The sequence below is a fragment of the Variovorax sp. VRV01 genome, from assembly GCF_014852545.1.
Classification (GTDB): domain Bacteria; phylum Pseudomonadota; class Gammaproteobacteria; order Burkholderiales; family Burkholderiaceae_C; genus Variovorax; species Variovorax beijingensis_A.
Genome location: NZ_JACVBS010000008.1, coordinates 183,383 through 203,956 on the forward strand (window position 1 = coordinate 183,383; position 20,574 = coordinate 203,956).

17 protein-coding genes and 2 pseudogenes are annotated in these 20,574 nt (G+C 66.3%); 14 read left to right on the top strand and 5 right to left on the bottom strand.

Annotated features, from left to right (window positions below; genetic code table 11):
• Positions 1-61 precede the first annotated feature (61 nt).
• The 8 genes and pseudogenes from IB278_RS16300 to IB278_RS16335 all read left to right on the top strand — a co-directional run.
• Positions 62-1,201, top strand: a complete 1,140-nt coding sequence (locus IB278_RS16300) for an MFS transporter (RefSeq protein ID WP_263864253.1) — start codon at positions 62-64, stop codon at positions 1,199-1,201.
• A 19-nt stretch (positions 1,202-1,220) separates the two neighbouring features.
• On the top strand, positions 1,221-2,333 hold the full coding sequence (locus IB278_RS16305; protein WP_192324179.1) for an FAD-dependent monooxygenase: 1,113 nt from the start codon (positions 1,221-1,223) through the stop codon (positions 2,331-2,333).
• Between the two features lie 40 nt (positions 2,334-2,373).
• Positions 2,374-3,291, top strand: a complete 918-nt coding sequence (locus IB278_RS16310) for a LysR family transcriptional regulator (protein ID WP_192324181.1) — start codon at positions 2,374-2,376, stop codon at positions 3,289-3,291.
• Positions 3,292-3,428: 137 nt separating this feature from the next.
• Positions 3,429-4,448, top strand: coding sequence for a dihydrodipicolinate synthase family protein (locus IB278_RS16315; RefSeq protein WP_192324183.1), 1,020 nt, complete (start codon positions 3,429-3,431; stop codon positions 4,446-4,448).
• Between the two features lie 49 nt (positions 4,449-4,497).
• Positions 4,498-5,448 (top strand): Bug family tripartite tricarboxylate transporter substrate binding protein, encoded by a 951-nt coding sequence (locus IB278_RS16320; RefSeq protein ID WP_192324185.1) that lies wholly within the window; start codon positions 4,498-4,500, stop codon positions 5,446-5,448.
• Positions 5,445-6,488: an ornithine cyclodeaminase family protein gene (locus tag IB278_RS16325; protein ID WP_192324187.1), complete on the top strand. Its 1,044-nt coding sequence runs from the start codon at positions 5,445-5,447 to the stop codon at positions 6,486-6,488. Before IB278_RS16320 ends, IB278_RS16325 begins: the two co-directional genes overlap by 4 nt.
• Positions 6,489-6,499: 11 nt before the next feature.
• On the top strand, positions 6,500-7,975 hold the full coding sequence (locus tag IB278_RS16330) for an NAD-dependent succinate-semialdehyde dehydrogenase (protein ID WP_192324189.1): 1,476 nt from the start codon (positions 6,500-6,502) through the stop codon (positions 7,973-7,975).
• A gap of 279 nt (positions 7,976-8,254) precedes the next feature.
• Positions 8,255-8,485: pseudogene (locus IB278_RS16335) on the top strand (transposase); the annotation flags it as partial.
• A gap of 53 nt (positions 8,486-8,538) precedes the next feature.
• On the opposite strand, the gene IB278_RS16340 reads toward IB278_RS16335, so the two are convergent.
• Both IB278_RS16340 and IB278_RS16345 read right to left on the bottom strand, forming a co-directional pair.
• Positions 8,539-9,231 carry a response regulator gene (locus IB278_RS16340; protein ID WP_192324191.1) on the bottom strand — a complete coding sequence of 231 codons (693 nt, stop codon included), beginning with the start codon at positions 9,229-9,231 and terminating at the stop codon, positions 8,539-8,541.
• On the bottom strand, positions 9,228-10,817 hold the full coding sequence (locus tag IB278_RS16345) for an ATP-binding protein (protein ID WP_192324193.1): 1,590 nt from the start codon (positions 10,815-10,817) through the stop codon (positions 9,228-9,230). The genes IB278_RS16340 and IB278_RS16345 overlap by 4 nt, the downstream gene beginning before the upstream one ends.
• 153 nt (positions 10,818-10,970) lie before the next feature.
• Here IB278_RS16345 and IB278_RS16350 point away from each other — a divergent pair, with 153 nt between their 5' ends.
• Positions 10,971-11,261 (top strand): hypothetical protein, encoded by a 291-nt coding sequence (locus IB278_RS16350; protein WP_225612948.1) that lies wholly within the window; start codon positions 10,971-10,973, stop codon positions 11,259-11,261.
• A gap of 323 nt (positions 11,262-11,584) precedes the next feature.
• Here the strand turns inward: IB278_RS16350 and IB278_RS16355 are convergent, their stop codons facing one another.
• The 3 genes from IB278_RS16355 to IB278_RS16365 form a co-directional block, all read right to left on the bottom strand.
• Positions 11,585-12,265 carry a response regulator gene (locus IB278_RS16355; protein ID WP_192324195.1) on the bottom strand — a complete coding sequence of 227 codons (681 nt, stop codon included), beginning with the start codon at positions 12,263-12,265 and terminating at the stop codon, positions 11,585-11,587.
• A gap of 16 nt (positions 12,266-12,281) precedes the next feature.
• On the bottom strand, positions 12,282-14,684 hold the full coding sequence (gene bamA / locus IB278_RS16360) for an outer membrane protein assembly factor BamA (RefSeq protein WP_192324197.1): 2,403 nt from the start codon (positions 14,682-14,684) through the stop codon (positions 12,282-12,284).
• 74 nt (positions 14,685-14,758) lie between these two features.
• Positions 14,759-15,427 carry a nuclease-related domain-containing protein gene (locus IB278_RS16365; RefSeq protein ID WP_192324199.1) on the bottom strand — a complete coding sequence of 223 codons (669 nt, stop codon included), beginning with the start codon at positions 15,425-15,427 and terminating at the stop codon, positions 14,759-14,761.
• Between the two features lie 201 nt (positions 15,428-15,628).
• On the opposite strand from IB278_RS16365, the gene IB278_RS16370 reads away from it, so the two are divergent.
• The 5 genes and pseudogenes from IB278_RS16370 (at position 15,629) to IB278_RS16390 (ending at position 20,480) form a co-directional block, all read left to right on the top strand.
• Entirely contained in the window at positions 15,629-16,786 is a 1,158-nt protein-coding gene (locus IB278_RS16370) for a porin (RefSeq protein ID WP_192324201.1), read from the top strand.
• Between the two features lie 77 nt (positions 16,787-16,863).
• Entirely contained in the window at positions 16,864-17,169 is a 306-nt protein-coding gene (locus IB278_RS16375; RefSeq protein WP_192324202.1) for a hypothetical protein, read from the top strand.
• Between the two features lie 13 nt (positions 17,170-17,182).
• A complete protein-coding gene (locus tag IB278_RS16380) occupies positions 17,183-17,806 on the top strand; it encodes an ATP-binding protein (RefSeq protein WP_192324204.1) in 624 nt (207 codons plus the stop codon).
• Between the two features lie 239 nt (positions 17,807-18,045).
• A pseudogene (locus IB278_RS16385) lies at positions 18,046-18,669 on the top strand (MetQ/NlpA family ABC transporter substrate-binding protein); the annotation flags it as partial.
• Between the two features lie 104 nt (positions 18,670-18,773).
• Positions 18,774-20,480 carry a phage integrase family protein gene (locus IB278_RS16390; RefSeq protein WP_192324206.1) on the top strand — a complete coding sequence of 569 codons (1,707 nt, stop codon included), beginning with the start codon at positions 18,774-18,776 and terminating at the stop codon, positions 20,478-20,480.
• The last annotated feature ends 94 nt before the right edge of the window (positions 20,481-20,574 follow it).

Here is a 20,574-nt window from a genome sequence, read left to right on the forward strand (position 1 = left end):
CAACTTTTCCGAGGGCTTCAATATGAATTCGACAGTTGGCTTGCGGGCACGGATTGCCCTCATGGCCGCGCATTGCGCGGGAATGATTGACATCGTTGCGCTACCCGTTTGGGTCGGAACGCTGATCGCACGGTTCGGATTCGACCCGCAGCAGGCGGGCGCACTGGCCACCTTGTTCCTGGCGGGTGCCGTCACAGCGAGCTTGGGCCTGGCACCGCGCTTCAATCGCCTGCGCGGCCGCCGCTGGATTGTTCCTGCAAGCTACGCCGTTTCGGCTGCTGTCTTCCTGGCCTGCATGCGCACCAGCCAGTTCGAAACGCTGGCATTCCTGCATCTGCTGGCGGGGGTGGCAACCGGCGTCGGGTTGAGCATCACGCATGGCACCGTTGCCCTCACGAGCAATCCGCATCGGCTGTTTGGCTTCATGCAGGTCGCGGTTGGCGTGCTTGGTATTGCCTACATGGCAGCCGCTCCGCAGATCATCGCGCAGGTCGGAGGCGCAGGGCTCTTTGCCATCTTCGGCGCAATCATGATCGCGGCGAGCGTCATCACGGCCGTGGCATTTCCGAAAGTACACCCGGCGCAGGCAGAAGCCGCGGCGCACGGTGTGCGGCCGGTGCGGCTGCCAAAGGCCGCATGGTGCGCCATGGCAGGCATCAGCCTGATGAACGTGACCCAGGCCATGGTGTTCTCCTTCATGGAGCGGATGGGGGCAGACCGTGGGTTCACACCGACCGATCTGCATATCGTGTTGATCGCTGTCGGAATCGTCAACCTGGTCCCGGGCGCAGTCGCCGCGTTTTTGCAGCACCGGCTCGATGCCCGCAATGTGGTGCTTGCAGGCGCCGCGGCACAAGCCATCCTGGCGGTGGTGCTTGTTTCGAGCAACGCTTTTCCCGCCTATGCGGCGAGCGGTGCTTTCTTCGTCTCCGCGGTGATTTTCACGCACATCTTCACCTTCGGGATACTGGCCAAGCTGGACCCGTCGGGGCGCGCGGTGTCCGCGACGCCGGCGATGCTGATGATCGGTTCAGCCATCGGCCCCATCTTGGGCGGCACCCTGGTGAAGTTCTTTGGCTACGGGGCCATCGGCTGGGCCGCGGTCGCGATCGATGCGGTGGCCTTCTGCTTCTATCTGCAATTGCGAAACCACACCGTGCCACCCGATGCGCAGGTGGTAAAGATTCACCCACAAACATGACGAAACAGGAGACAAGTCCATGAACAAGACCAAGCGGGTCCTCGTGGTCGGAAGCGGTATAGGCGGCGCCACCGCGGCCTATGCGCTGGCCAAGGCGGGCCTGGAAACCCATTGCATCGATATCCAGCCGAGCAGATCGATGCTCGGCTCGGGCATCTGCCTGCTTCATAACACGATGCGTGCTCTTTCAGAAATCGGTTTGGCCGAGCCTTGCCTTGCGAGCGGCTTGCGCTTCGAGGTCTTCAAGCAGTACGACGCCACCGGGCAGCTGCTCATGTCGAACCCGACACCGCCCGGCATCGGCATTCGCCGTCCGGAACTCGCCCGAATCCTTGAGACCTCGGCCAGCGAGGCGGGAGCAAAGATGGAGCGCGGCCTCACCGCCAGGAGCGTGATCGATCGCGGAGGCCGCGTGGAGGTGGAGTTTTCCGATGGGCGAGAGGCTGCCTACGATCTCGTGGTTGCAGCAGACGGCGCCTACTCGAAATTGCGGGACCAGTTCTTCGGTGCCGAGCATCGGGTGTGGTTCGCCGGCCAGAGCGCCTGGCGCTTCAATGCCCCGCGGCCGCCCGAGGTGGACGGCTTCTGTCTCTATCGCTCGCCGGACGGCAAGCGCCCCGTCGGTGCACTGCCGACCTCGAAGGAGATGTGCTATTTGTTCTTCCTGGAGAACAGCGCCCAGCACTTGCATTGGCCGGACGACCAGTTGGATGTTCTCGTTCGCGAACGGCTGGCCGGCTTCTCCGCCCCTGTGATCCAGGACTCGCTGGCGTTGGTCACGAGTCCGCAGCAGGTCCTGGTTCGTCCTTTCGACGTTACGCTCGTGCCAGCCCCCTGGCACCGCGGCCGGGTCGTGCTGCTGGGTGATTCGGCGCACTCGCCGACTCCGCAGATGACTTCCGGCGGCGGCATGGCCATTGAAGACGCGGTGGTGCTCGCCCAATGCCTGAAGGCCCAGACGAGCATTCAGGACGCCTTGGTGGCCTATTCGAATCGTCGACTCGAGCGCGTCTCGACCGTATGGAATGCATCGCTGCAGCTGTGCAAGTACGAGCAAGAGCCTGCGTTGAATCCACAAAAGTCGGCCGCGCTCATGCTCGAGACCTACCAGTACCTCGGCCGTCCCATGTGAATATCCCCATTGGAAGTGAAAGGCGGGGAAAATCACTGGCATGAAGTCCATCGTCGACCCGGCCTGGCACCATTTCGTGAAGGTGGCTGAGCTGGGGTCGGTGTCGCGCGCGGCCATGGCGGCGGATGTTCCGCAGTCAGTTGTCAGCCGCTGTATCGCTCAACTCGAGCGTGACGCAGGCGCGCGGTTGTTTCGCCGGACGGGGCGGGGGGTCGTCCTGACCGAACTGGGTGAGCAGGCGTATCCCCGCATCAAGCGGCTGATCGCGGAGTCGGAGAGCTTTGCCGACGACATGCGAGCAAGCAGGGGAGTGGCTGTGGGAGACGTGCGCCTTGGGCTGCTGCCTTCGACAGTGCCAGTGCTTGCCGGTCCTCTCTATGAGCGGATCCTGAAGCAGTTTCCGCAAGTGCGGTTGCACCTGACGGAAGGATCGAGTTCGCAACTGCAGGAGATGCTGGATCAAGGGCGACTGGACTTGTCCTTGCTGCTGCGGGACGAAGCAGAGGCGAGCGTGGACGAACCGGTCCTGATGGAAGGGGCTCTCTGCCTCGTTGTTGCCAGTAGCGATCCTCTTGCAGTTCGCGAGGAAATCCGCTTCGAGGAGGTCGCCGGTTTGCCACTGGTGCTGCCCGGTGAACCTCATCCACTGCGCGAGAGGCTGGTTGTGCTGGCACGCAAGATGGGCCTGACCCTGCGGGTTGTCGCGGAGGCGAACTCGATCCGGTTGCAGCATGAGATCGCGGCCTCCGCGGCGGGCTATGCGATCACCGCGCCGTCGATCGCCGCCCACGATCAGGGGCGGCTCGTCGCATTGAAGATCGTGGAGCCGGTGCTGTCGCGGGCGATCGTGCTTGCAGTCGCGCGCCACCGCCCGCACACGCTCGCGACGCGGGAGATCCATGCGCTCCTGCTTTCGATGGCACCCGCGATCCTCTCGGAAGAAGGCCAGGCCGCCTGAGGTTTCGCTGCAGCGGATAGCTGCTATCGCGCACGCACGCTCGCTTGTTGGGCGCAGCGAACCTAAAGTGCCTCTCATCGTTGCTGTGCCTCGATGAGGGCAGCTTTTCAATCCATCACAAGCGAGACGAGACAAACATGCTTCCCTATAAGCGCGCAGACGCCCGGGCCTGGGCCCGTGACCACCTGATCGGCTGCTCTTCCGTGACCATTCCGAGCTACTCGGCCGATCTGAAGCGGCTGAACGAGCGGGGCATACGCCACGACGTGGCGTTGTCCAAGGAACTCGGATTCAAGCACACGTTGCTGTGCGCCGAAGTGGCCATCACGGCGGAGGAGAACGCGCAGTTCACCGGCTGGGCGGCAGAGACCGCGGGTCCGGGTTTCGGCCTGTTCTTCCATGCGGCCTTCAACACGTTGGCCGAGAACATCCAGGCGGTCAAGCTGGCCGAAGCCGCCGGCGCGACCATGGTGCTGCTGTCCTATCCTGCGCAGTTCTGGCCGACGACGGAGCAGGAAGTCTTCGACTACACCAAGGAACTGTGCGACGCGACCAAGCTGGCCGTGATGCTGTTTCCGCTACCCGCCTGGGGCTTCGAGCGCATCCATCCTGCGGGCATGTCGGTCGCGTTCGTACGCAGCCTTCTGAAGGCATGTCCGAACATCGTGGCGATCAAGTCGGAGCAGGGCTTTCCGCTGCCAGCCGGCGTGTGCGAGATGTACCACCACTTCCGCGACGAGGTTGTGATCAGCTGCCCCATCGAGGGCGATGCCATCCCGCTCATGAGCGTGATGAAGATGCAGTTCTCCGGCACCAGCAACACGCAGTGGATGGGCGACTACTATCCGCGCGCCTTCGAGCTTGCCCGTACCGGCAAGTGGGAGGAGGCAATGGAGCTGTACTGGAAGGTCAACCCGGCGCGCGGTGCCAACGGGGCGGCTACCCAGGCCTACATTGGGGGCACGTCGGTGCTGAACCGGACCATGTGGAAGTACCAGGACTGGCTCGCCGGCTTCAATGGTGGCCCGCTGCGGGCACCGGCAATGCGCATCCCCGACCGGTTCCTGAAGGTGCTTCGCCAGGGCTTGGTGGCTTCCGGGCTTCCGGTGACCTCGGATCCAGACAGCGAGTTCATGGTCGGGCGGCATCCCTGCTGAAGCCAGTTGCCGGACAGTCATCGCCTCCAAAATGAAACGAGACAAGACCATGACACTCCTCGGGCGTCGCACACTCATCGGCGCGATCGGTGGTCTACTGCTTTCATCGGCCCACGCCTCGGATGTGGTCCGCGTGATCGTGCCTTACGCCGCGGGCGGTTTCACCGACATCGGCGCGCGGGTCATCTGCGAGCAGTTGGGCCATGCGCTGGGGCAACCCGTGATCATCGAGAACCGGCCGGGGGGCGGCACGCGGATAGGAACCGCCGCCGTGTTCGGTGCCAAGCCGGACGGCAACACGCTGTTGCTCACCAATATTGCCTACAGCATCCTTCCGCTGGTCGATCCGTCGGTGAAGTACGACGCGCTCACGGCCGCCGCACCGGTGGGCATCGCGTCGGTCTATCCCATCGCTCTGGTCGTCAATGCGCAACTGCCGGTGAAAACGCTGCGGGAGTTCATCGACTATGCACGCAAGAACCCCGGGAAGCTGAGCTACGGCAGCGCCGGTCCGGGCAGTGGAGCCCACCTCGGCGGCGAGCTGTTCAAGGCCTTGACCGGCACCGATCTCGTCCACGTTCCGTTTCGGTCCACCTCGAGTGCCCTCACTGAAGTGGCTGCGGGCAGGGTTGATCTCACGTTCGACGCGACAGCCATCGAACTCGCGAAGATGGGCAAGGTCAGGATCCTCGCGGTATCGGGCACCAATCGCGATCCGCGGCTGCCGGACGTTCCCACGGTGGCGGAAGCGGGGCTCAAGGGCATGGAGACGAATTCCTGGCTCGGGATTTTTGTCCCCCTGGGCACTCCCGAGTCCACCGTCGAGCGCCTGAACCAGGCGCTGAACAATGTCCTGAAAAACGAAGCGCTGAAAGCGCGCTTCCGCGAACTCGGGATGCTCCCGCGTTCCGGCCCTCCAGGCTTGCTCATCGATCAGGTGCGCTACGACACCGATCTGTACAGGCGCGTCATCCACGAAGCCAAACTGAAATTCGAATGATCTCTTCCAACCTCGAACTTTCCGCGAACGATGTGGCCGATGCGCCCGTGTTCGTCTCTTCCGAAACCGCGGCCGCCGTTTTCCAGTGGCTGCCCGCAGTACGTGCCTTGCAGGAAACCTATGCACGGCCGATGGGTCCGCAGTCAGTCCCGCGACGCACGATCGCCGTGGGCACGGCGGAGCGTGCCTCGCTGCGAACCATGACGGCCGTGCCGCCGGGGTCCCGCTACTACGGCGCCAAGCTGATGGGCATGGCATTCGGGCCCACAGGCCGGCAACTCGAATACGCAGTCGTCCTGTTCGATGCCACCACCGGCTCGCTGGCCGCCATTGTCGATGGCAACCTGGTCACCGCATACCGCACGGCCGCAACGTCCGCCGCAGCCCTGGACCGACTTGCGCCCCAGGGTGCGGCACGTCTGGCCGTGCTTGGCAGCGGCCTGGAAGCACGCATGCATACACTCGCCATCGCCGCGGTGCGTGAACTGCAGGAAATCCGGGTCTACAGTCCGACGCCGGCCAAGCGCGCGTCGTTCGCCGAAGCCCTTGGTGCCGAACTGGGGGTTCCCGCGCATGCGGTCGATTCTCCGGCCGAAGCCGTCGGCGGCGCCGACATCGTGCTCGCCGCGGCCCGCTCGTATGGTGAGAAGCCCACCCTGCACGGTGCCTGGCTCGCGCCCCATGCGACGGTCGTCTCCATCGGATCGACGCTTCCCGACCAGCGTGAAGTCGACAGCAGCGTGGTGGCGCGTGCCAGCCTCATCGTTTGCGACAACGTGGAGGAAGTGCTCGAGGAATCCGGGGACATGCTGGCGGCCCGGCGAGACGGTGTCGAGCCCGACGCCAAGTGCGTCAGCCTCAATGACCTGATGTCCGGCAAAGCAAGCGGCATGCGCCGTGATGGCGAGGTGGCCATGTACAAGTCGGTTGGCTCCGGACTGCAGGACGTGGTAGTCGCCGGCATGATCCTCGACCTCGCGCGCACGGCCGGACTGGCGACGTCTCTGCCGATCCGATTCGAAACCAAGCGCATCGGCTGATGCGAGGAACCATGAAAAATCTGCTGAAGGACCCCGACCTGTTCCGCAACGCCGCCTTCGTCGGCGGCGAATGGATTCATGCCACACCGCATGGAACCTACACCTTGCGCAATCCGGCCACCGACGAGCCGCTCGTTGAATTGCCGCGCTTGAGACAGGAGGAAACCGCACACGCCATCGAGGTCGCGCATCGTGCATTCCTCGATTGGCGCCGCACCACGGCCAAGCACCGCTCCGAGGTGCTGCGTCGCTGGTACGACCTCATGGTCTTGCACAGCGACGACCTGGCCACCCTGATCACCCTGGAAGAAGGAAAGCCGCTGGCCGAGGCCAGGACCGAGGTCCAGTACGCGGCATCGTTCCTTCAATGGTTCTCCGAAGAAGCCAAGCGTGTGCGCGGCGACGTGATCCCGGCGCCGAAGGACAGCCAGCGCATCGTGGTGCTGAAGGAGCCGATCGGGGTCTGCGCAGCCATCACGCCGTGGAACTTCCCCGCAGCCATGATCACGCGCAAGGCGGGGCCCGCACTGGCCGCCGGCTGCAGCATGGTCGTCAAGCCGGCGAGCCAAACGCCGCTCACGGCCCTGGCCTTGGCGGAACTCGGTCGACGTGCCGGCGTGCCTTCGGGCGTATTCAACGTGGTGACCGGCAGCGACACGCGGGACATCGGCGCCCAACTCACATCGCACCCGCTGGTGCGCAAGATCACGTTCACCGGATCGACCGAGGTCGGGCGCGTGTTGCTGGCCCAGGCCGCAGGCACCATCAAGAAGTGCTCGATGGAACTGGGGGGCAATGCGCCTTTCATCATCTTCGATGACGCGGACCTCGATGCGGCCGCGGACGGCGTGGTCGCGGCGAAGTTTCGCAACACCGGCCAGGCGTGCATCAGCGCCAACAGGGTGCTCGTCCAAGCCGGCGTGTACGAGGCTTTTGCCGCCAAGCTGGTGGACCGCGTACGCACATTGCGTATCGGAAACGGGCTGGAGCCGGACGTGCAGCTCGGCCCGTTGATCGATGATGCCGCCGTCCGGAAAGTGGAAGAGCACATTGCGGACGCCGTTGCACACGGCGCGACGGTGCTGCACGGCGGACATCGCCATCCACTCGGGGGCCGCTTCTTCGAGCCGACAGTCGTGGCCGGCGCCACTTCTGATATGGCGCTGGCGCGGGAGGAGACCTTCGGACCCCTCGCACCGCTCTTTCTTTTCGAGAAGGACGAGGACGCGTTCGCGATCGCCAACGCGACCGAATATGGGCTCGCCGCCTATCTCTACAGCCGGGACGCCGCGCGCATCTGGCGTGCGTCGGCGGCCATCGAGTCCGGGATGATCGGCATCAACTGCGGGTTGATCTCGAACGAAGTTGCGCCGTTCGGTGGCGTGAAGCAGAGCGGACTGGGGCGGGAGGGTTCGCACCACGGCATCGAGGAATTCCTAGAGGTGAAGTACCTGTGCTGGGATGGCATCGCGCCGGCGTTTAGCTGAGGCGACGGTTTCGCCGCATCGGTCGTGCCGAGACCGGCGAAATTATCAACGGCTTTTCCGCCACCGGGGTGCGCTGTGTGTGGGCTGTCTCCGCCGGACCGGGCGGAGTTGTCGGGCGATGGGGAAAACCCTCCATTCTTCGGCTGATGTTCATCAACCGAACAGCGCACTGTGAGCGGCTCATCTGGTCTGAACAATCGGGCTGCGCCCCCCCTTTGGCCGGTGCGGCATTGTCGACGTTTTTGGGGGGTAGGAGTCGAACTGGCGGTCCCGGACAGCATCCGGTCTACGTTGACGATCCGGCCGGGATTTGCGATGGGGGTGATGGTGAGCAAGGACTCGGGGCTGGTGCACACGGTGACGACCACGGCGGCCAACGAGGCGGACGTGGAACAGGTGAGAGATCTTCTTCACGGCAAAGAGGACGCGGTGTGGGCAGATTCGGGCTATCGGGGAGCGCAGAACCGGGTGAAGCGAGATGTGCAATGGCACATTGCGGGCCGACCTAGTGACATGGCGAGGATGCGAGTGGGCCGCGCCAAGGCCAGAACCCCGATGTAGGCTCAGCCCTGCCCCGGCGCCTCCCACGCAAACCCCACGCCGTAGACGGAGCGGATCCAGTCGTGCGACGGCGTGACGGCCCCGAGCTTGCGCCGCAGGTTCTTGACGTGGCTGTCGATGGCGCGCTCCGTCACGTCCATGGTGTCGTCGTAGGCGAGCTCGAGCAGGCGGGCGCGCGAGAAGATGCGGCCCGGGTGCCGCGACAGCACCTGCAGCAGGCCGAACTCGCGGCGCGTGAGATTGAGCGGCGTGCCTTCGAGCGACGCGCGCCAATGCACGTCGTCCAGCACCAGGCCGGACATGTCCTGGCAGGCCTGGCCGCGCTCCGCGGGCGGCTCGGTGCGCCGCAGCACGGCGCGCACGCGCGCCACCAGTTCGCGCGGGGAAAAAGGCTTGCAGACGTAGTCGTCGGCACCCAGCTCCAGCCCGAGCAGGCGGTCGACCTCCTCGATGCGCGCGGTGAGCATGATGATCGGATGGCTGGTGTGTGCGCGCGCGCGCCGCAGCACCTCGATGCCGTCGAGGCGCGGCAGCATGATGTCGAGCAGCGTGAGCTCGGGCGGCGACGCAACGATGTGGTCCAGCGCGCTCTGGCCATCGGCGAAATGCGTGGTCTCGTAGCCGGCGTGGCGCAGGTAGTCCTGCACCACCGATGCGATGTCGAGCTCGTCTTCGACGATGACGATGCGGGTCATGGCGCTGCGCTCCGGGAAAGCGGAAGGGTGATGGTCACGCGCAGCCCGCCGAGCTCGGAGGACTGGGCATCGATGGTGCCGCCATGGGCCTCGATGGCCGCGCGGCAGATCGACAGGCCGAGCCCCGAGCCGCCCAGTTCGCGGCTGCGCGACGACTCGCCGCGGAACAGCCGGTCGAACAGGCGCGGCAATTCCGCATCGGGAACGCCCGGCGCGCTGTCGTCGAGTTGCAAGGTCAGGCTGTTGCCCGTCCAGGTCCCGTCGACCGTGGCGCCGATGCACAGCCGGCCGCCGGCGTCGGTGTAGGCGAGCGTGTTCTCCAGCAGGTTCATGAAGACCTGGTGCAGCCGGTGCGCGTCGCCGTCGATCATCGGCTGGGCGCGCGCCGAGACACGGTCGATGGCGCTGCGGTCCACGGTGATGCCGCGCGCGGCGAACCGGTCGCGCGTGTGGTCGAGCGCTTCCTTCAGCAGCGAGAGCGGGAACACAGTGGTCGCGAGCAGGTCGTTCTGCGGCTCGCGCATGCTGCTGCGCAGGTCGTCCACCAGCTGGCCGAGCCGGATCACCTGCCGGTGCAGCCGCAGCGCGGTGCGCTCGTCGAAGCTGCGCACGCCGTCCTGCAGCGCCTCGATCTCCGCGCGCATGGCGGCCAGCGGTGTGCGCAGTTCGTGCGCCGCATCGGCCAGCCAGGCGCGCCGCGAAGCTTCCACCGTGTCCAGGCGCTGCGCCATGTCGTTGAAGGTCTTGCCGAGCAGCGCGAGCTCGTCCGAGCCATGCACTGCCACGCGCGTGGACAGCCGCCCGCGCGCCACGTGCTGCGCGGCCTGCGTGAGCTCGTCGATCGGCCGGAACCAGCGGCGCGCCAGCAGCCAAGACAGCATCAGCGCAAAAGCCAGCCCGCACAGGCCGGTGAGGGCGATCACGCCGGACTGGCGTGCGAGAAAGGCGCGGTCGGCCTCGCTCTCCAGGCCCTGCATCGGCGCGAGCACCAGGTAGCCGACGACCGAGCGGCCGTGCCGGATAGGCAGGCGCGCGGCATTCTCCGGGTCGACCTTGGCGCCGACCACGTGCGCGCCGTGCGCATCGACCACGCCCAGGCGCTGGAAGATCGAGTCGGCGGCTTCGCGCGGATCGGGAAAGAAGCCCAGCGGCGGCGGCGGCGCAAAGCGCCGGGGCAGCAGCTCGAGCTGGGGCGAGGGTGGAGAAGGAAGCGGGCGTGATCCGTTCTCGCCGCCGCCTTCGGAGCCGTTGCCGGCGCCGCCCGGCGCGCTGTTCTCGTACCAGGGCGGGAGCTTTCGTTCGTCGGCGTTGCTGGCGCCGTCGAGCACGGCGGCGAGCCGGCCCATCTGCAGGCGATGCCAGGCGTCGTCGTTGCCCTGCAGCTTCTTCCAGTCGCCGTTGGCCGCGTAGTGCTTGAGCAGCAGCTGCGAGAGCCAGTCCATGCGCCGGATCTCGATCTCGGCCACGTAGGAGCCGAGGCCGCGCTGCAGCGCCACGATGGAAAGCCCGGCGAAGCTGAGCAGCAGCACGATCAACAAGGCGGCCAGCGCCAGGAAGATCTTCCTGGAAAGTGTCAGGCGCGGCATGGGCTCGGGAGATGCATGGCCACATTCTGCGGCATGCGTACGGGGCGGGAATGCGTCATGGGGGAGCGGCCGATCATGGCTGCGAATCGAGGAGGAAATTGGGAGAACCGTCTCTCCCATATTTCTCCCGAATCGAATTGCACGATGCGTGCCATGAACCCGTTCACGCATCGACGCCCAAAGACGAAGAGGACCTTCCAGGCCCTTGTGGCCCCCGCGCTCGCATGGGCGAGCCCGGCCTACTGCGCGCCGGCACCTTCGCGATGGTCCTGGACGGAGCTCTGGTCCGACCCGGGCATCGACGCGCTGTTGCTGCTGCTGGCGGCGCTTTTCTGGGCGGTGACCCATGTCTGGGCGCTGCTGGTCGTGTGGGCGGAGGCACGCGCCACCCGATCGACCGGGACCGGTATCGCACCAGGAAAAGAGAGCCATGACGATGCATGACAGCAAACCCGGGGCTATCGAACGCCCTGGCCCCTCCCCGGAGGGCGAGGCACGGACACGGGCCATCGCGCCCCGGCGCGCTTGAGCGCCGTTTGGTACACCCGCGCCGAGGCTGCGGAAGACCACGGCCCCATGCTGCCGCAGCGCCTCCTGGGTTTGCTGGGTGCCTGTGGCCTGGTGGCCGGCGCCGTAGTGGCGGCGAGCGGCGGATGCATCGCGGCCGACAAGGCCCGCGCAGGAAGTTCAGCTCTTTCCACCCTCGCGCCGATCATGGCAACCGACAGCCGCACGTCGCGGCCGTCTGCTTCGAAGTGCGCCGCCGCTCAGGCCGGCCGTTCCTCGAAGGCGAAGCCGACACCGTAGATCGAGCGGATCCATTCGTGCGAGGGCGATGCGGCGGCGAGCTTCCTGCGCAGGTTCTTGATGTGCCCGTCGACCGCGCGCTCGTTGACGTCGAGCGCGTCGGCGAACGCGGCCTCGAGCAGCGCGGAGCGTGAAAACACCCGGCCCGGCTCGCGCGAGAGCGTCTGCAGCAGGTTCAACTCGCGGCCCGTGAGCGCAAGCAGCCGCCCCTCGATCCTCACGCCGTGGGCGCTGCCGCCGAACGCCACGGAAGGCGAGGGCATGGCGCTGCGCTGGCGCTGCGCATGCCGGCGCAGCACCGTGTTCACGCGCGCTACCACTTCGCGCGGCGAGAAGGGCTTGCACACGTAGTCGTCGGCGCCCAGGTCGAGGCCGCGCAGGCGGTCGGCCTCGCGCGTGCGGGCCGTCAGCACGATGATCGGATGGTCGCTGTGCAAGCGCACCTTCTCCAGCACCCTGAGGCCGCCGAGGCGCGACAGCGCGGTGTCGAGCAGTGTGAGGGCCGGCGGCGAGGTGAGGATGCGGTCGAGCGCGGCCGCACCGTCGGCGATGTGCTCCACATGGTGGCCGGCGCGCTGCAGCCCCTCGAGCAGCGCGGCGGCCATCTCGCGGCCTTTTTCGGCCAGCAGGATGCGGCTCACGGATCGATGCCCCGCTTCAGAACGACGTGCCGATCTGGAACTGGAAGCGCTGCGTCCGGTCCGCCGCAATGCGGTTGGCTTCGTCGAGCTTCTGGTACACGAGCGGCACCGCATAGGCCAGGCGCAGCGGGCCGAGCGGAGAAATCCAGCTGATGCCCACCCCTGCCGATGCGCGCAGGCGGTTCTGCGCCTTCCACTGCGCATCGGTCATGCTCGCGGTGCGCTCCGCGAACACGTTGCCAGCATCCAGGAAGGTGTAGAGCCGCAGCGACCGGTCATTGCCCGCGCCCGGGAACGGCGTGCTGAACTCCATGTTGAAGATGGCCTTGCGCGTGCCGCCGAGCGCGCCGCCCGTGACCGCATCGGTCGGTCCGAGCGAGTTCTGCTCGAAGCCGCGGATGGAGCCGAGCCCGCCTGCATAGAAGTTCTTGAAGATGGGATACGCGGTGCCGCCCAGCGCCTTGGCATACCCGAGCTGGCCGTTGATCGCCAGCGTGTACTGCTTGGAGAGAGCGAAGTACTGCTGGTACTGGTAGGTGCTCTTCAGGTAGCGCAGCTCGCTGCCCACGCCCACCTCGAGATTGGCGCTTTGCAGCCGGCCCTTCGTCGGCACCAGCGCGCTGTCGCGGTCGTCGCGCGCCCAGCCGATGGTCGCGGGAATGCCCACCATGTTCTTCGATGCGCACACCACGCTCGGCGCAGTGCCCGTGCATTGAAAATAGTCGAGGTAGGCCTGCGGCGTGCCGGTGTACACATAGGAGCCGTCGACCAGCGTGTAGGCGCCGTTGGTGCCCGGCGTGAAGCTGTAGCGCTCCACGCCGATGCCGAGGTAGACCGTGTCCAGCTCTCCCAGCGGCAGCCCGAAACGCACCGAGCCGCCGTCGCTCGCGAGCTTGTAGTTGCCGTCCGCCTCGTAGTAGGGGCGGGTGGTGGTGTGGAACAGGTTGAAGGTGCGCGAGATGCCGCTCGGCGTGAAGTACGGGTCGGTGGCGGTGAGGGAGATGATGCGGTTGTACGAGCTCGTGTTGACCTGCAGGCCCAGGTAGTTGCCCGTGCCGAATACGTTCTCCTGCGTGATGCCGAAGCTCAGCGACACCTTGTCGGTCGACGAGTAGCCTGCGCCGAGCTGCAGTGAACCAGTGGGCTTTTCGGTCACGTTGACCGCCAGGTCGACCAGGTCGGGGGACCCCGGCACCTCGGTGGTTTCGACATTCACGTCGGTGAAGAAGCCGAGGCGGTCCACGCGGTCGCGCGAGAGCTTGATCTTGTTGCCGTCGTACCAGGCGCCCTCGTACTGCCGGAACTCGCGGCGGATGACTTCGTCGCGCGTTCTTGCATTGCCTCCGATGTTCAGGCGCCGCACATAGGCGCGCCGCGATGGCTCCGCCCGCAGCACCAGCGTGACGCGGTTGTTGTCGCGGTCGATCTCCGGTTCTGCCTTGACGCGTGCGAAGGCGTAGCCGAAGGTGCCGAAATAGTCGGTGAAGGCCTTGGTGGTGGCGCTCACGTCTTCGCCGTTGTAGGGCTGGGCGGGGCGGATCGCCACGAGCGACTTGAACTCGTCTTCGCGGCCCAGGTAGTTGCCTTCGAGCTTGACGCCGGCCACCGTGAACTTCTGCCCTTCGGTGATGTTGACCGTGAGCGTGAGCGTCTCCCGGTCCGGCGAAATGGCGACCTGCGTGGAGTCGATGCGGAACTCGAGATAACCGCGCGTGATGTAGAAGGAGCGCAGCGTCTCCAGGTCGCCGTCGAGCTTGCTGCGCGAATACTGGTTCGACTTGGTGTACCAGCTCAGCCAGCCGCCGCTGTCCTGGTCGAACAGGTCGAGCAGCGTGCTTTCGCTGAAGGCCCGGTTGCCGACCACACGCACTTCCTTGATGCGCGCGGACTCGCCCTCGGTCACGGTGAAGGTCAGGTTGACGCGATTGCGCTCCAGCGGCGTCACGGTGGTGATGACCTGCGCGCTGTAGAGGCTGCGGCTGATGTACTGCCGCTTGAGCTCCTGCTCTGCGCGGTCGGCCAGTGCCTTGTCGTAGGGCTGGCCCTCGGCCAGGCCCACTTCGCGCAGCGCCTTCTGGAGCACGGCCTTGTCGAATTCCTTGGTGCCGACAAAGTCCACGTCGGCAATCGAAGGGCGCTCCTCGACGATCACCACCAGCACGCTGCCGTTGACGTCGATGCGCACGTCCTTGAAGAGGCCGAGCTCGAACAGCGAGCGGATGGCCGCGCTGCCGCGCTCGTCGCTGTAGGTGTCGCCCGCCTTGATGCCGAGCGTGGCAAAGACCGTTCCGGGCTCCACGCGCTGCAGGCCCTCCAGCCGGATGTCCCTGACGGTGAACGGATCGGCGGCCCAGGCGGGAGCGCATGCAATCGAGATGAACAGTGCGGCAAGGGCGGAAGCGGACTTGGAAGGATTCATCGCCGCATGGTCCCTGCCAAAGTCGGAGAAATCTGGGACGCCCTGCGTCCCGCGGGGGCGTGTCCGAGGCGCCGCTACTGCAGTCCGATGCCGGCGGCTGCAGCAGCGCTCGCGCCGTTCCAGCGCGTGGAGATCTGTTCGCTTCTTTCGCGGCAGTTCTGCATGTGGTCGTCGAGCGAAAGGCCGCCCTGGATGTCGAGCAGCCGCTGCGCGGTGCGGTCGATGGCGCCGGCATCCAGCAGCGGATAGGTGCGCGCGGTGCGGCCGTTGTTGCGCACGAGGCGCGCAATGTAGGGCAGGTCCTGCTGCGTGATCACGGCAGCGGGCATCACGCCTTCGAGTTCTACGCCCTCGCAGGGCAGCAGCACGAAATACTGCAGCCGCAGGTCGTCGCACAGCAGGCTTCGCAGCTGCGTGGTCTTGCGGCCGCCCTGCCATGCGGGGTCTTTCACTTCGCGTGCCCGGCTGCAGCCCTGCAGGCGCAGGAACCAGCGCGGCGGCGCTGCCTCCGACTTTTTGCGATAGACGAAGGCATTGCGCCAGGCCTTGATCTCGAACAGGTAGATGCCGGTTTCGCACACCAGCACCGCATCGATCATGGCGGTGCGAACCGGGCTCCCCTCGGGCATGGGAATGATCAGGTTGCGAAGAATACGTAGGTGTGAAAAGGCCGGGCTGAATGCGCTGGCGAGCTGCTGCACACCCAGCGAGGCTGCGATGGTGTTCTGCAATGCAATGGTCATGTCGGGCTCCTTCGGATGCCGAGCATCGCGTGCCATTTGGGAGATTTCTGGTATGAGGCCTTGCATGGCCGAAGGGCTTGGGCGTGCGCACAAACAACAGTCGGTGCAAAGCAGGCCGCATCGACCAGATTCCTCCAAATTTGAAAAGGACCATCCGTCCAGCTGCTCGATGAAGAGCTGCTGAAAACCGGAGAAACCTGAATGAAGAAATCCCTCACGGCACTCGCCGCGCTGGCCGTAGCCGGCCTGGCCTCTGCCCAATCGTCCGTCACGTTGTTCGGCGTCGTCGACGCCGGCGTGACCTACCAGTCGGCCACCTCGCGCGACGCGACCACGGGCCTCGCCTCCAAGCAGAGCAAGTGGAGCCTCGCCAACTCCGGCTACAACTCCAGCCGCATCGGCTTCCGGGGCACCGAAGACCTGGGCGGCGGGCTGGCTGCCAGCTTCTGGCTCGAAGCGCCGATCACCAACGACGACGGCGCCACCGGCATCAACACTTTCAACCGCCGTTCCACCGTGAGCCTGTCGGGCGGCTTCGGCGAGGTGCGCCTGGGCCGCGACTACACCGCCACCTTCTGGAACGACACGGTCTTTGACCCGTTCGGCACCAACGGCTCGGGCTCCAGCGTGATCAACACCGTGAGCGGCAGCACCGGCCTGAACAATGCCAATTACACGCGTGCCAGCAACATGGTCGGCTACTTCCTGCCCCCCAACCTCGGCGGCTTCTACGGCCAGCTGCAGTACAGCCTGAACGAGAACACCCGGACCAGCGCCACCGACCTCACGGCCGCAACCAGCAGCAGCGCCGGCCGCTACGTCGGTGGCCGCTTCGGCTATGCGAACGGGCCGCTCGACGTCGCGCTGGCAATGGGCGAGAGCGTCGCTGTGGACACCACCTCGCTGACCCGCAAGGTGCAGACCATCAATCTCGGCGCGTCGTACGACTTCGGCCCGGTCAAGCTGTTCGGCGAACTGTCGAACGTGAAGAACAAGTTCGACCTGGCCGTCGGCAACAGCCACGACAGCTACAACGGCTACCTAATCGGCGCGAGCATGCCGGTGGGCGCGGGCGTGATCCGCGCGTCGTACTCCACCGTGCGCTACGACGAAGGCGCCGTCGGCATCACGGGCGAGGATCCGCGCGCGCAGAAGCTGGCCATCGGCTATGTGCACAACCTGTCGAAGCGCACAGCCCTGTACGCGACGGTGGCGCGCGTGAACAACCGCAACGATGCGGCCTACACCGGCAGCCTGAGCGCCGCGAGCACCACGGGCTACGGCAGTGCCGGCGTCAGCTACACGGGCCTGCCGCGCTCGTCCACGGGCTACGACTTCGGCATCCGGCACGCGTTCTGACGACAGGCCGTGTGCGGTGGGGCAGCGCAGTGCGCAGCCCCGCTGCATGCGCCGGTGACCTTGTTCATGAGTTTCAAATGACCAGAATCCATCACCTGGCGGGCTTGCTCGCCGCTGCCGGCCTGTCCGGCTGCATCATGCTTGCGCCACCGCCGCCCCATGGCCCGCCGCCTGGCTGGAGCGGGCATCCGGGTTTTCGCGGCGAAGCACCGCCAGGGCCGCTCGACGGCCACAGGCCGCCCATGGCCGCATGGGATGTGTGCGACGGCCAGGCCGAAGGTGCGCGCCCGTTGCTCCCGGGCCCTCGCGCCGACAGCCTGTCGGGGACTTGCGAACGCGGTCCCGGCGGTGCGCTGGAGTTCCGGCCGTCGCAGGGGCGTTGAAGGCGCACGAGCCATGTATTCAAGCAACCTGGGCCTGGCCATTGCTATCGCCGTTGCACTCGGCCTGGCCGCGGTGCTGGCCTTCATCGCCTCCCTGCTCGTTTCCAACCTCAAGGCCGGCGCGCAAGCGCACGAAATGGCCGCGAAGGCCCGGCGCGAAGCGCAGCAGAAGATGCGCGAGAGCAGCATGCAGGACCTCCGGCCGCTTCTTGCGTCGCTGCCGAGCCTCGAAGGCTCCGAAGGCGCGTCCGGCTGGCCCATCCGCTTCGACATCCGGGTTCCGCACGAGGTGGTGCCCGTGTTCGGCATCGAGGCAGAGCTGGAGGAACTGCTTTCGAAGGTGGCGCGGTATGCGGCAAAGGTCATGTCACCCGGCACCACGCTGCAGGTCTCGGCGCGGATGGAAAGCGGCCAGGCCGTCGTGCATTGGAGGGATCTCAATGCGTCCGATCCGAGCCCGCCGCTGGCGCGCTTTCTCGAGGCGACGCAGGCCGTCGGCCATGCCAGCGCGCGCGTGTGCGAGCGCATTGCCAGCCGCCACGGTGGGCGCATCTATGCGGCGCCGCACGCGGGCGGTGCGCTAGGTCTGACGCTGCGATTGCCGTTGTCCGGGCAGGCGCCATCGCTGCCAGGTTGAGCGCCAGGTTCTGCATGCTGTCGACCAGCAGATGCGCCTGCGATTGTGATGTGTACCAAACAGCTGAAGCTTGTCGTGCGCTTCATTGGGGACCCCGTTTTCTGGTTGTCCAAGCCGACGGTCCCTGGAAGGACGGCATTGCGGCAGAAGTCGGGCGGCTACATCTCAGCTTCGGCAATGGCGATATGCTGCAGTGCTGAGCGCGAGAGGCCCTCCTGTTTCTCGAGGGAACCCTGGACATGCTGTTTTCATTCCGACGTGCCCACCTGGTCGTTGCACTTGTCATCTTCGGTTTCAGCGCCGCGGCGCAAGCGGCGCTGCGCGTGGCCGCATCGCCGGTTCCGCATGCGGAGATCCTGGAGTTCACCCGGCCGCAGTTGAGGGCGCAAGGTGTGGACCTGGAGGTGAAGGTGTGTGCAGCCGAACCTTGCAGTGAGCGACAAGCAGCTGGACGCCAACTTCTTTCAGAACCGTCCCTACCTGGAGTCCTCCACCAAGGACCGCAAATCCGACATCGTCGAAGTTCCGAACAGCGACGTGCACATCGAGCCCTTCGGTGCTTACTCGCAGAAGATCCGCAAGGTCTCCGAACTGCGCGAGGGCGCGGTCGACCGCGCGTGACATCGTCGCCAATCCGAAGAAGCTGGTGATCCGCGAACTCGAATCGGCCCGGCTGCCGCGCGCGCTGCCGGGATGTCGACCTGGCGCTGATCAACACCAACTACGCACTCGAGGCCAAGCTCGATCCGGCCAGGGACGCGCTGTTCATCGAGGACGACCGCAATTCGCCCTATGCCAATTTCATTGCGTCGCGCAAGGACAACGTGAGTTCGCCGGCCATTGCCAAGCTGGTGGCTGCACTCCTTTGCAATCGGCGCAGGGGCAACTCTCTTTCGCAGAGATAAGACCACTATCCAGATAACTCTTCTTATCACAATAGCGAGTTTCCACGGCTAAACTGGAGGACATGAAAGTAGGCACCGCGAACAGGGCAGGGGCCGGAAATGGCGATTTCCCCAGTGCTTCGCAGCTGGCAGCGCTGCGTGCCTGGTACGCGGGCCTGTCGGCGCGCGCCGCGGTCGTGCAATTTCTCGGCGAAAGTAAGGCAACAGGACAGTCCTCTCGCGCCATGCTGGGCGAGATCCGGCGCCAGCTGGCGAACTACGCGCGGCTGCGGCACCGCGACGACCTGGCCTCGCTGATCGCGCACCCGGCGGCCGAGCGCGAGCAACGTGCCCGCGCAGTCAGGGATGCCATCGAGAAACTGCAGGGTTTGCCCCTGCCTGCGCCGATGGTGACGGACACCGTCGATCGGTGGCTGCCGACGCGCGCCGCGCGGGCCCTGCAAAACGCCGGCATCCGGACACTGACCGATCTGACGGTGCGTGTGCCGCGCCGACGCCGGTGGTGGGCTGCCGTGCCCGGCCTCGGCGCACGCAGCGCACGCCAGATCGAAGAGTTCTTTGCCGCCCACCCGGCCCTGACCGAACGGGCGAGGGCGCTGGTGGTCGTACCGAGGACCGAGACCGCGCCGTGGGAGCACCTGGTCGTGCCGCAGGAAGTCGATGGCTCCCAGGGCACCTTCAGGGCGCCGCAAGCCACCTGCACCCTGTCGGCCAGCAATGACTACGAGGCCGTCCTGGCCTGGCTGGGCCTGCAGGACGCGGCAGCGACCCAGCGCGCCTACCGCAAGGAAGCCGAACGGCTCATGCTGTGGGCGATCCTGGAACGCGGCAAGGCGCTGTCGTCGCTGACGACCGAGGATGCCGTCGCGTACCGCGCCTTCTTGCGGCGCCCATCGCCACGGGAGCGCTGGGTCGGCCCCGCGCGGCCGCGCACATCCGCGGAATGGCGGCCCTTCCAGGGACCGCTGGCGCCGCGCTCCGTGGCGTACGCGCTGTCCGTGATCGGCGCGCTGTATCGCTGGCTGATCGAGCAGCGCTATGTGCTGGCCAATCCCTTTGCCGGCGTGAAGGTCAAGGGAACGGGCCGTGGCGGCACCCTCGATGCATCCCGGGTGTTCACGGAGCACGAATGGACGCTGATTCGCTCCACGGCCGACGGCATCGAGTGGATCGGCGGATGGAGCGAGGAGGGCGCCCAGCGCCTGCGCTTCGTGCTGGATTTCTGGTACGCGACGGGCCTGCGGCCCAGCGAGATGGTCGATGCTCGGCTGGGCGGCATCGAGCACGATGCGCAGGGCGACGACTGGCTGAACGTGGTCGGCAAGGGCAGCAAGCACGGCAAGGTCGCCTTGCCATTGCTGGCGCGCGGCGCGCTCGACCAATATCTGGCTCAACGGGGCCAGCCCGTGACGCGGTCGCGCTGGAATCCGAAGACCGCGCTGGTGCCTGGCCTGGCCGAAGACGGCACCGGCATCAGCGCGTCGCGCTTGTGGGCGGTCATGCGCCGCTTCTTCCTCCACGCCGCGCAGGCCTTGGAGGGCGTGAGTCCGTCCACCGCGGACAAGCTCAAGCGCGCCACGCCGCACTGGATGCGGCACACCCATGCGACCCATGCGCTCGCGCGCGGCGTCGAGCTCACGACGGTGCGGGACAACCTGCGGCATGCCTCCGTGGCGACGACTTCGGTCTATCTCCATACGGACGAGGTCAAGCGGGCCCGGCAGATCGGGGAGGCTTTTCCGGCGCAGTCTTCTGCGCGGGCGAGGTAGTCCAGCGGCGCGGGCTATGAACGGGTTACTGCCGGCATGGTCGAGTCGTACTACGGCCGGCTGCTCACGCGCGGATGCGGCACGCCCCATGGCA

Excerpts from the sequence above, each read along its gene's own strand:
- IB278_RS16300 (WP_263864253.1), top strand. The coding sequence starts at position 62 with ATGGCCGCGCATTGCGCGGGAATGATTGACATCGTTGCGCTACCCGTT.
- IB278_RS16330 (WP_192324189.1), top strand. The coding sequence starts at position 6,500 with ATGAAAAATCTGCTGAAGGACCCCGACCTGTTCCGCAACGCCGCCTTC.
- IB278_RS16370 (WP_192324201.1), top strand. The coding sequence starts at position 15,629 with ATGAAGAAATCCCTCACGGCACTCGCCGCGCTGGCCGTAGCCGGCCTG.
- IB278_RS16310 (WP_192324181.1), top strand. The coding sequence starts at position 2,374 with ATGAAGTCCATCGTCGACCCGGCCTGGCACCATTTCGTGAAGGTGGCT.
- IB278_RS16365 (WP_192324199.1), bottom strand. The coding sequence starts at position 15,427 with ATGACCATTGCATTGCAGAACACCATCGCAGCCTCGCTGGGTGTGCAG.
- IB278_RS16380 (WP_192324204.1), top strand. The coding sequence starts at position 17,183 with ATGTATTCAAGCAACCTGGGCCTGGCCATTGCTATCGCCGTTGCACTC.
- IB278_RS16350 (WP_225612948.1), top strand. The coding sequence starts at position 10,971 with ATGAACCCGTTCACGCATCGACGCCCAAAGACGAAGAGGACCTTCCAG.
- IB278_RS16345 (WP_192324193.1), bottom strand. The coding sequence starts at position 10,817 with ATGCCGCGCCTGACACTTTCCAGGAAGATCTTCCTGGCGCTGGCCGCC.
- IB278_RS16315 (WP_192324183.1), top strand. The coding sequence starts at position 3,429 with ATGCTTCCCTATAAGCGCGCAGACGCCCGGGCCTGGGCCCGTGACCAC.
- bamA (WP_192324197.1), bottom strand. The coding sequence starts at position 14,684 with ATGAATCCTTCCAAGTCCGCTTCCGCCCTTGCCGCACTGTTCATCTCG.
- IB278_RS16305 (WP_192324179.1), top strand. The coding sequence starts at position 1,221 with ATGAACAAGACCAAGCGGGTCCTCGTGGTCGGAAGCGGTATAGGCGGC.
- IB278_RS16390 (WP_192324206.1), top strand. The coding sequence starts at position 18,774 with ATGAAAGTAGGCACCGCGAACAGGGCAGGGGCCGGAAATGGCGATTTC.
- IB278_RS16340 (WP_192324191.1), bottom strand. The coding sequence starts at position 9,231 with ATGACCCGCATCGTCATCGTCGAAGACGAGCTCGACATCGCATCGGTG.
- IB278_RS16375 (WP_192324202.1), top strand. The coding sequence starts at position 16,864 with ATGACCAGAATCCATCACCTGGCGGGCTTGCTCGCCGCTGCCGGCCTG.
- IB278_RS16325 (WP_192324187.1), top strand. The coding sequence starts at position 5,445 with ATGATCTCTTCCAACCTCGAACTTTCCGCGAACGATGTGGCCGATGCG.
- IB278_RS16320 (WP_192324185.1), top strand. The coding sequence starts at position 4,498 with ATGACACTCCTCGGGCGTCGCACACTCATCGGCGCGATCGGTGGTCTA.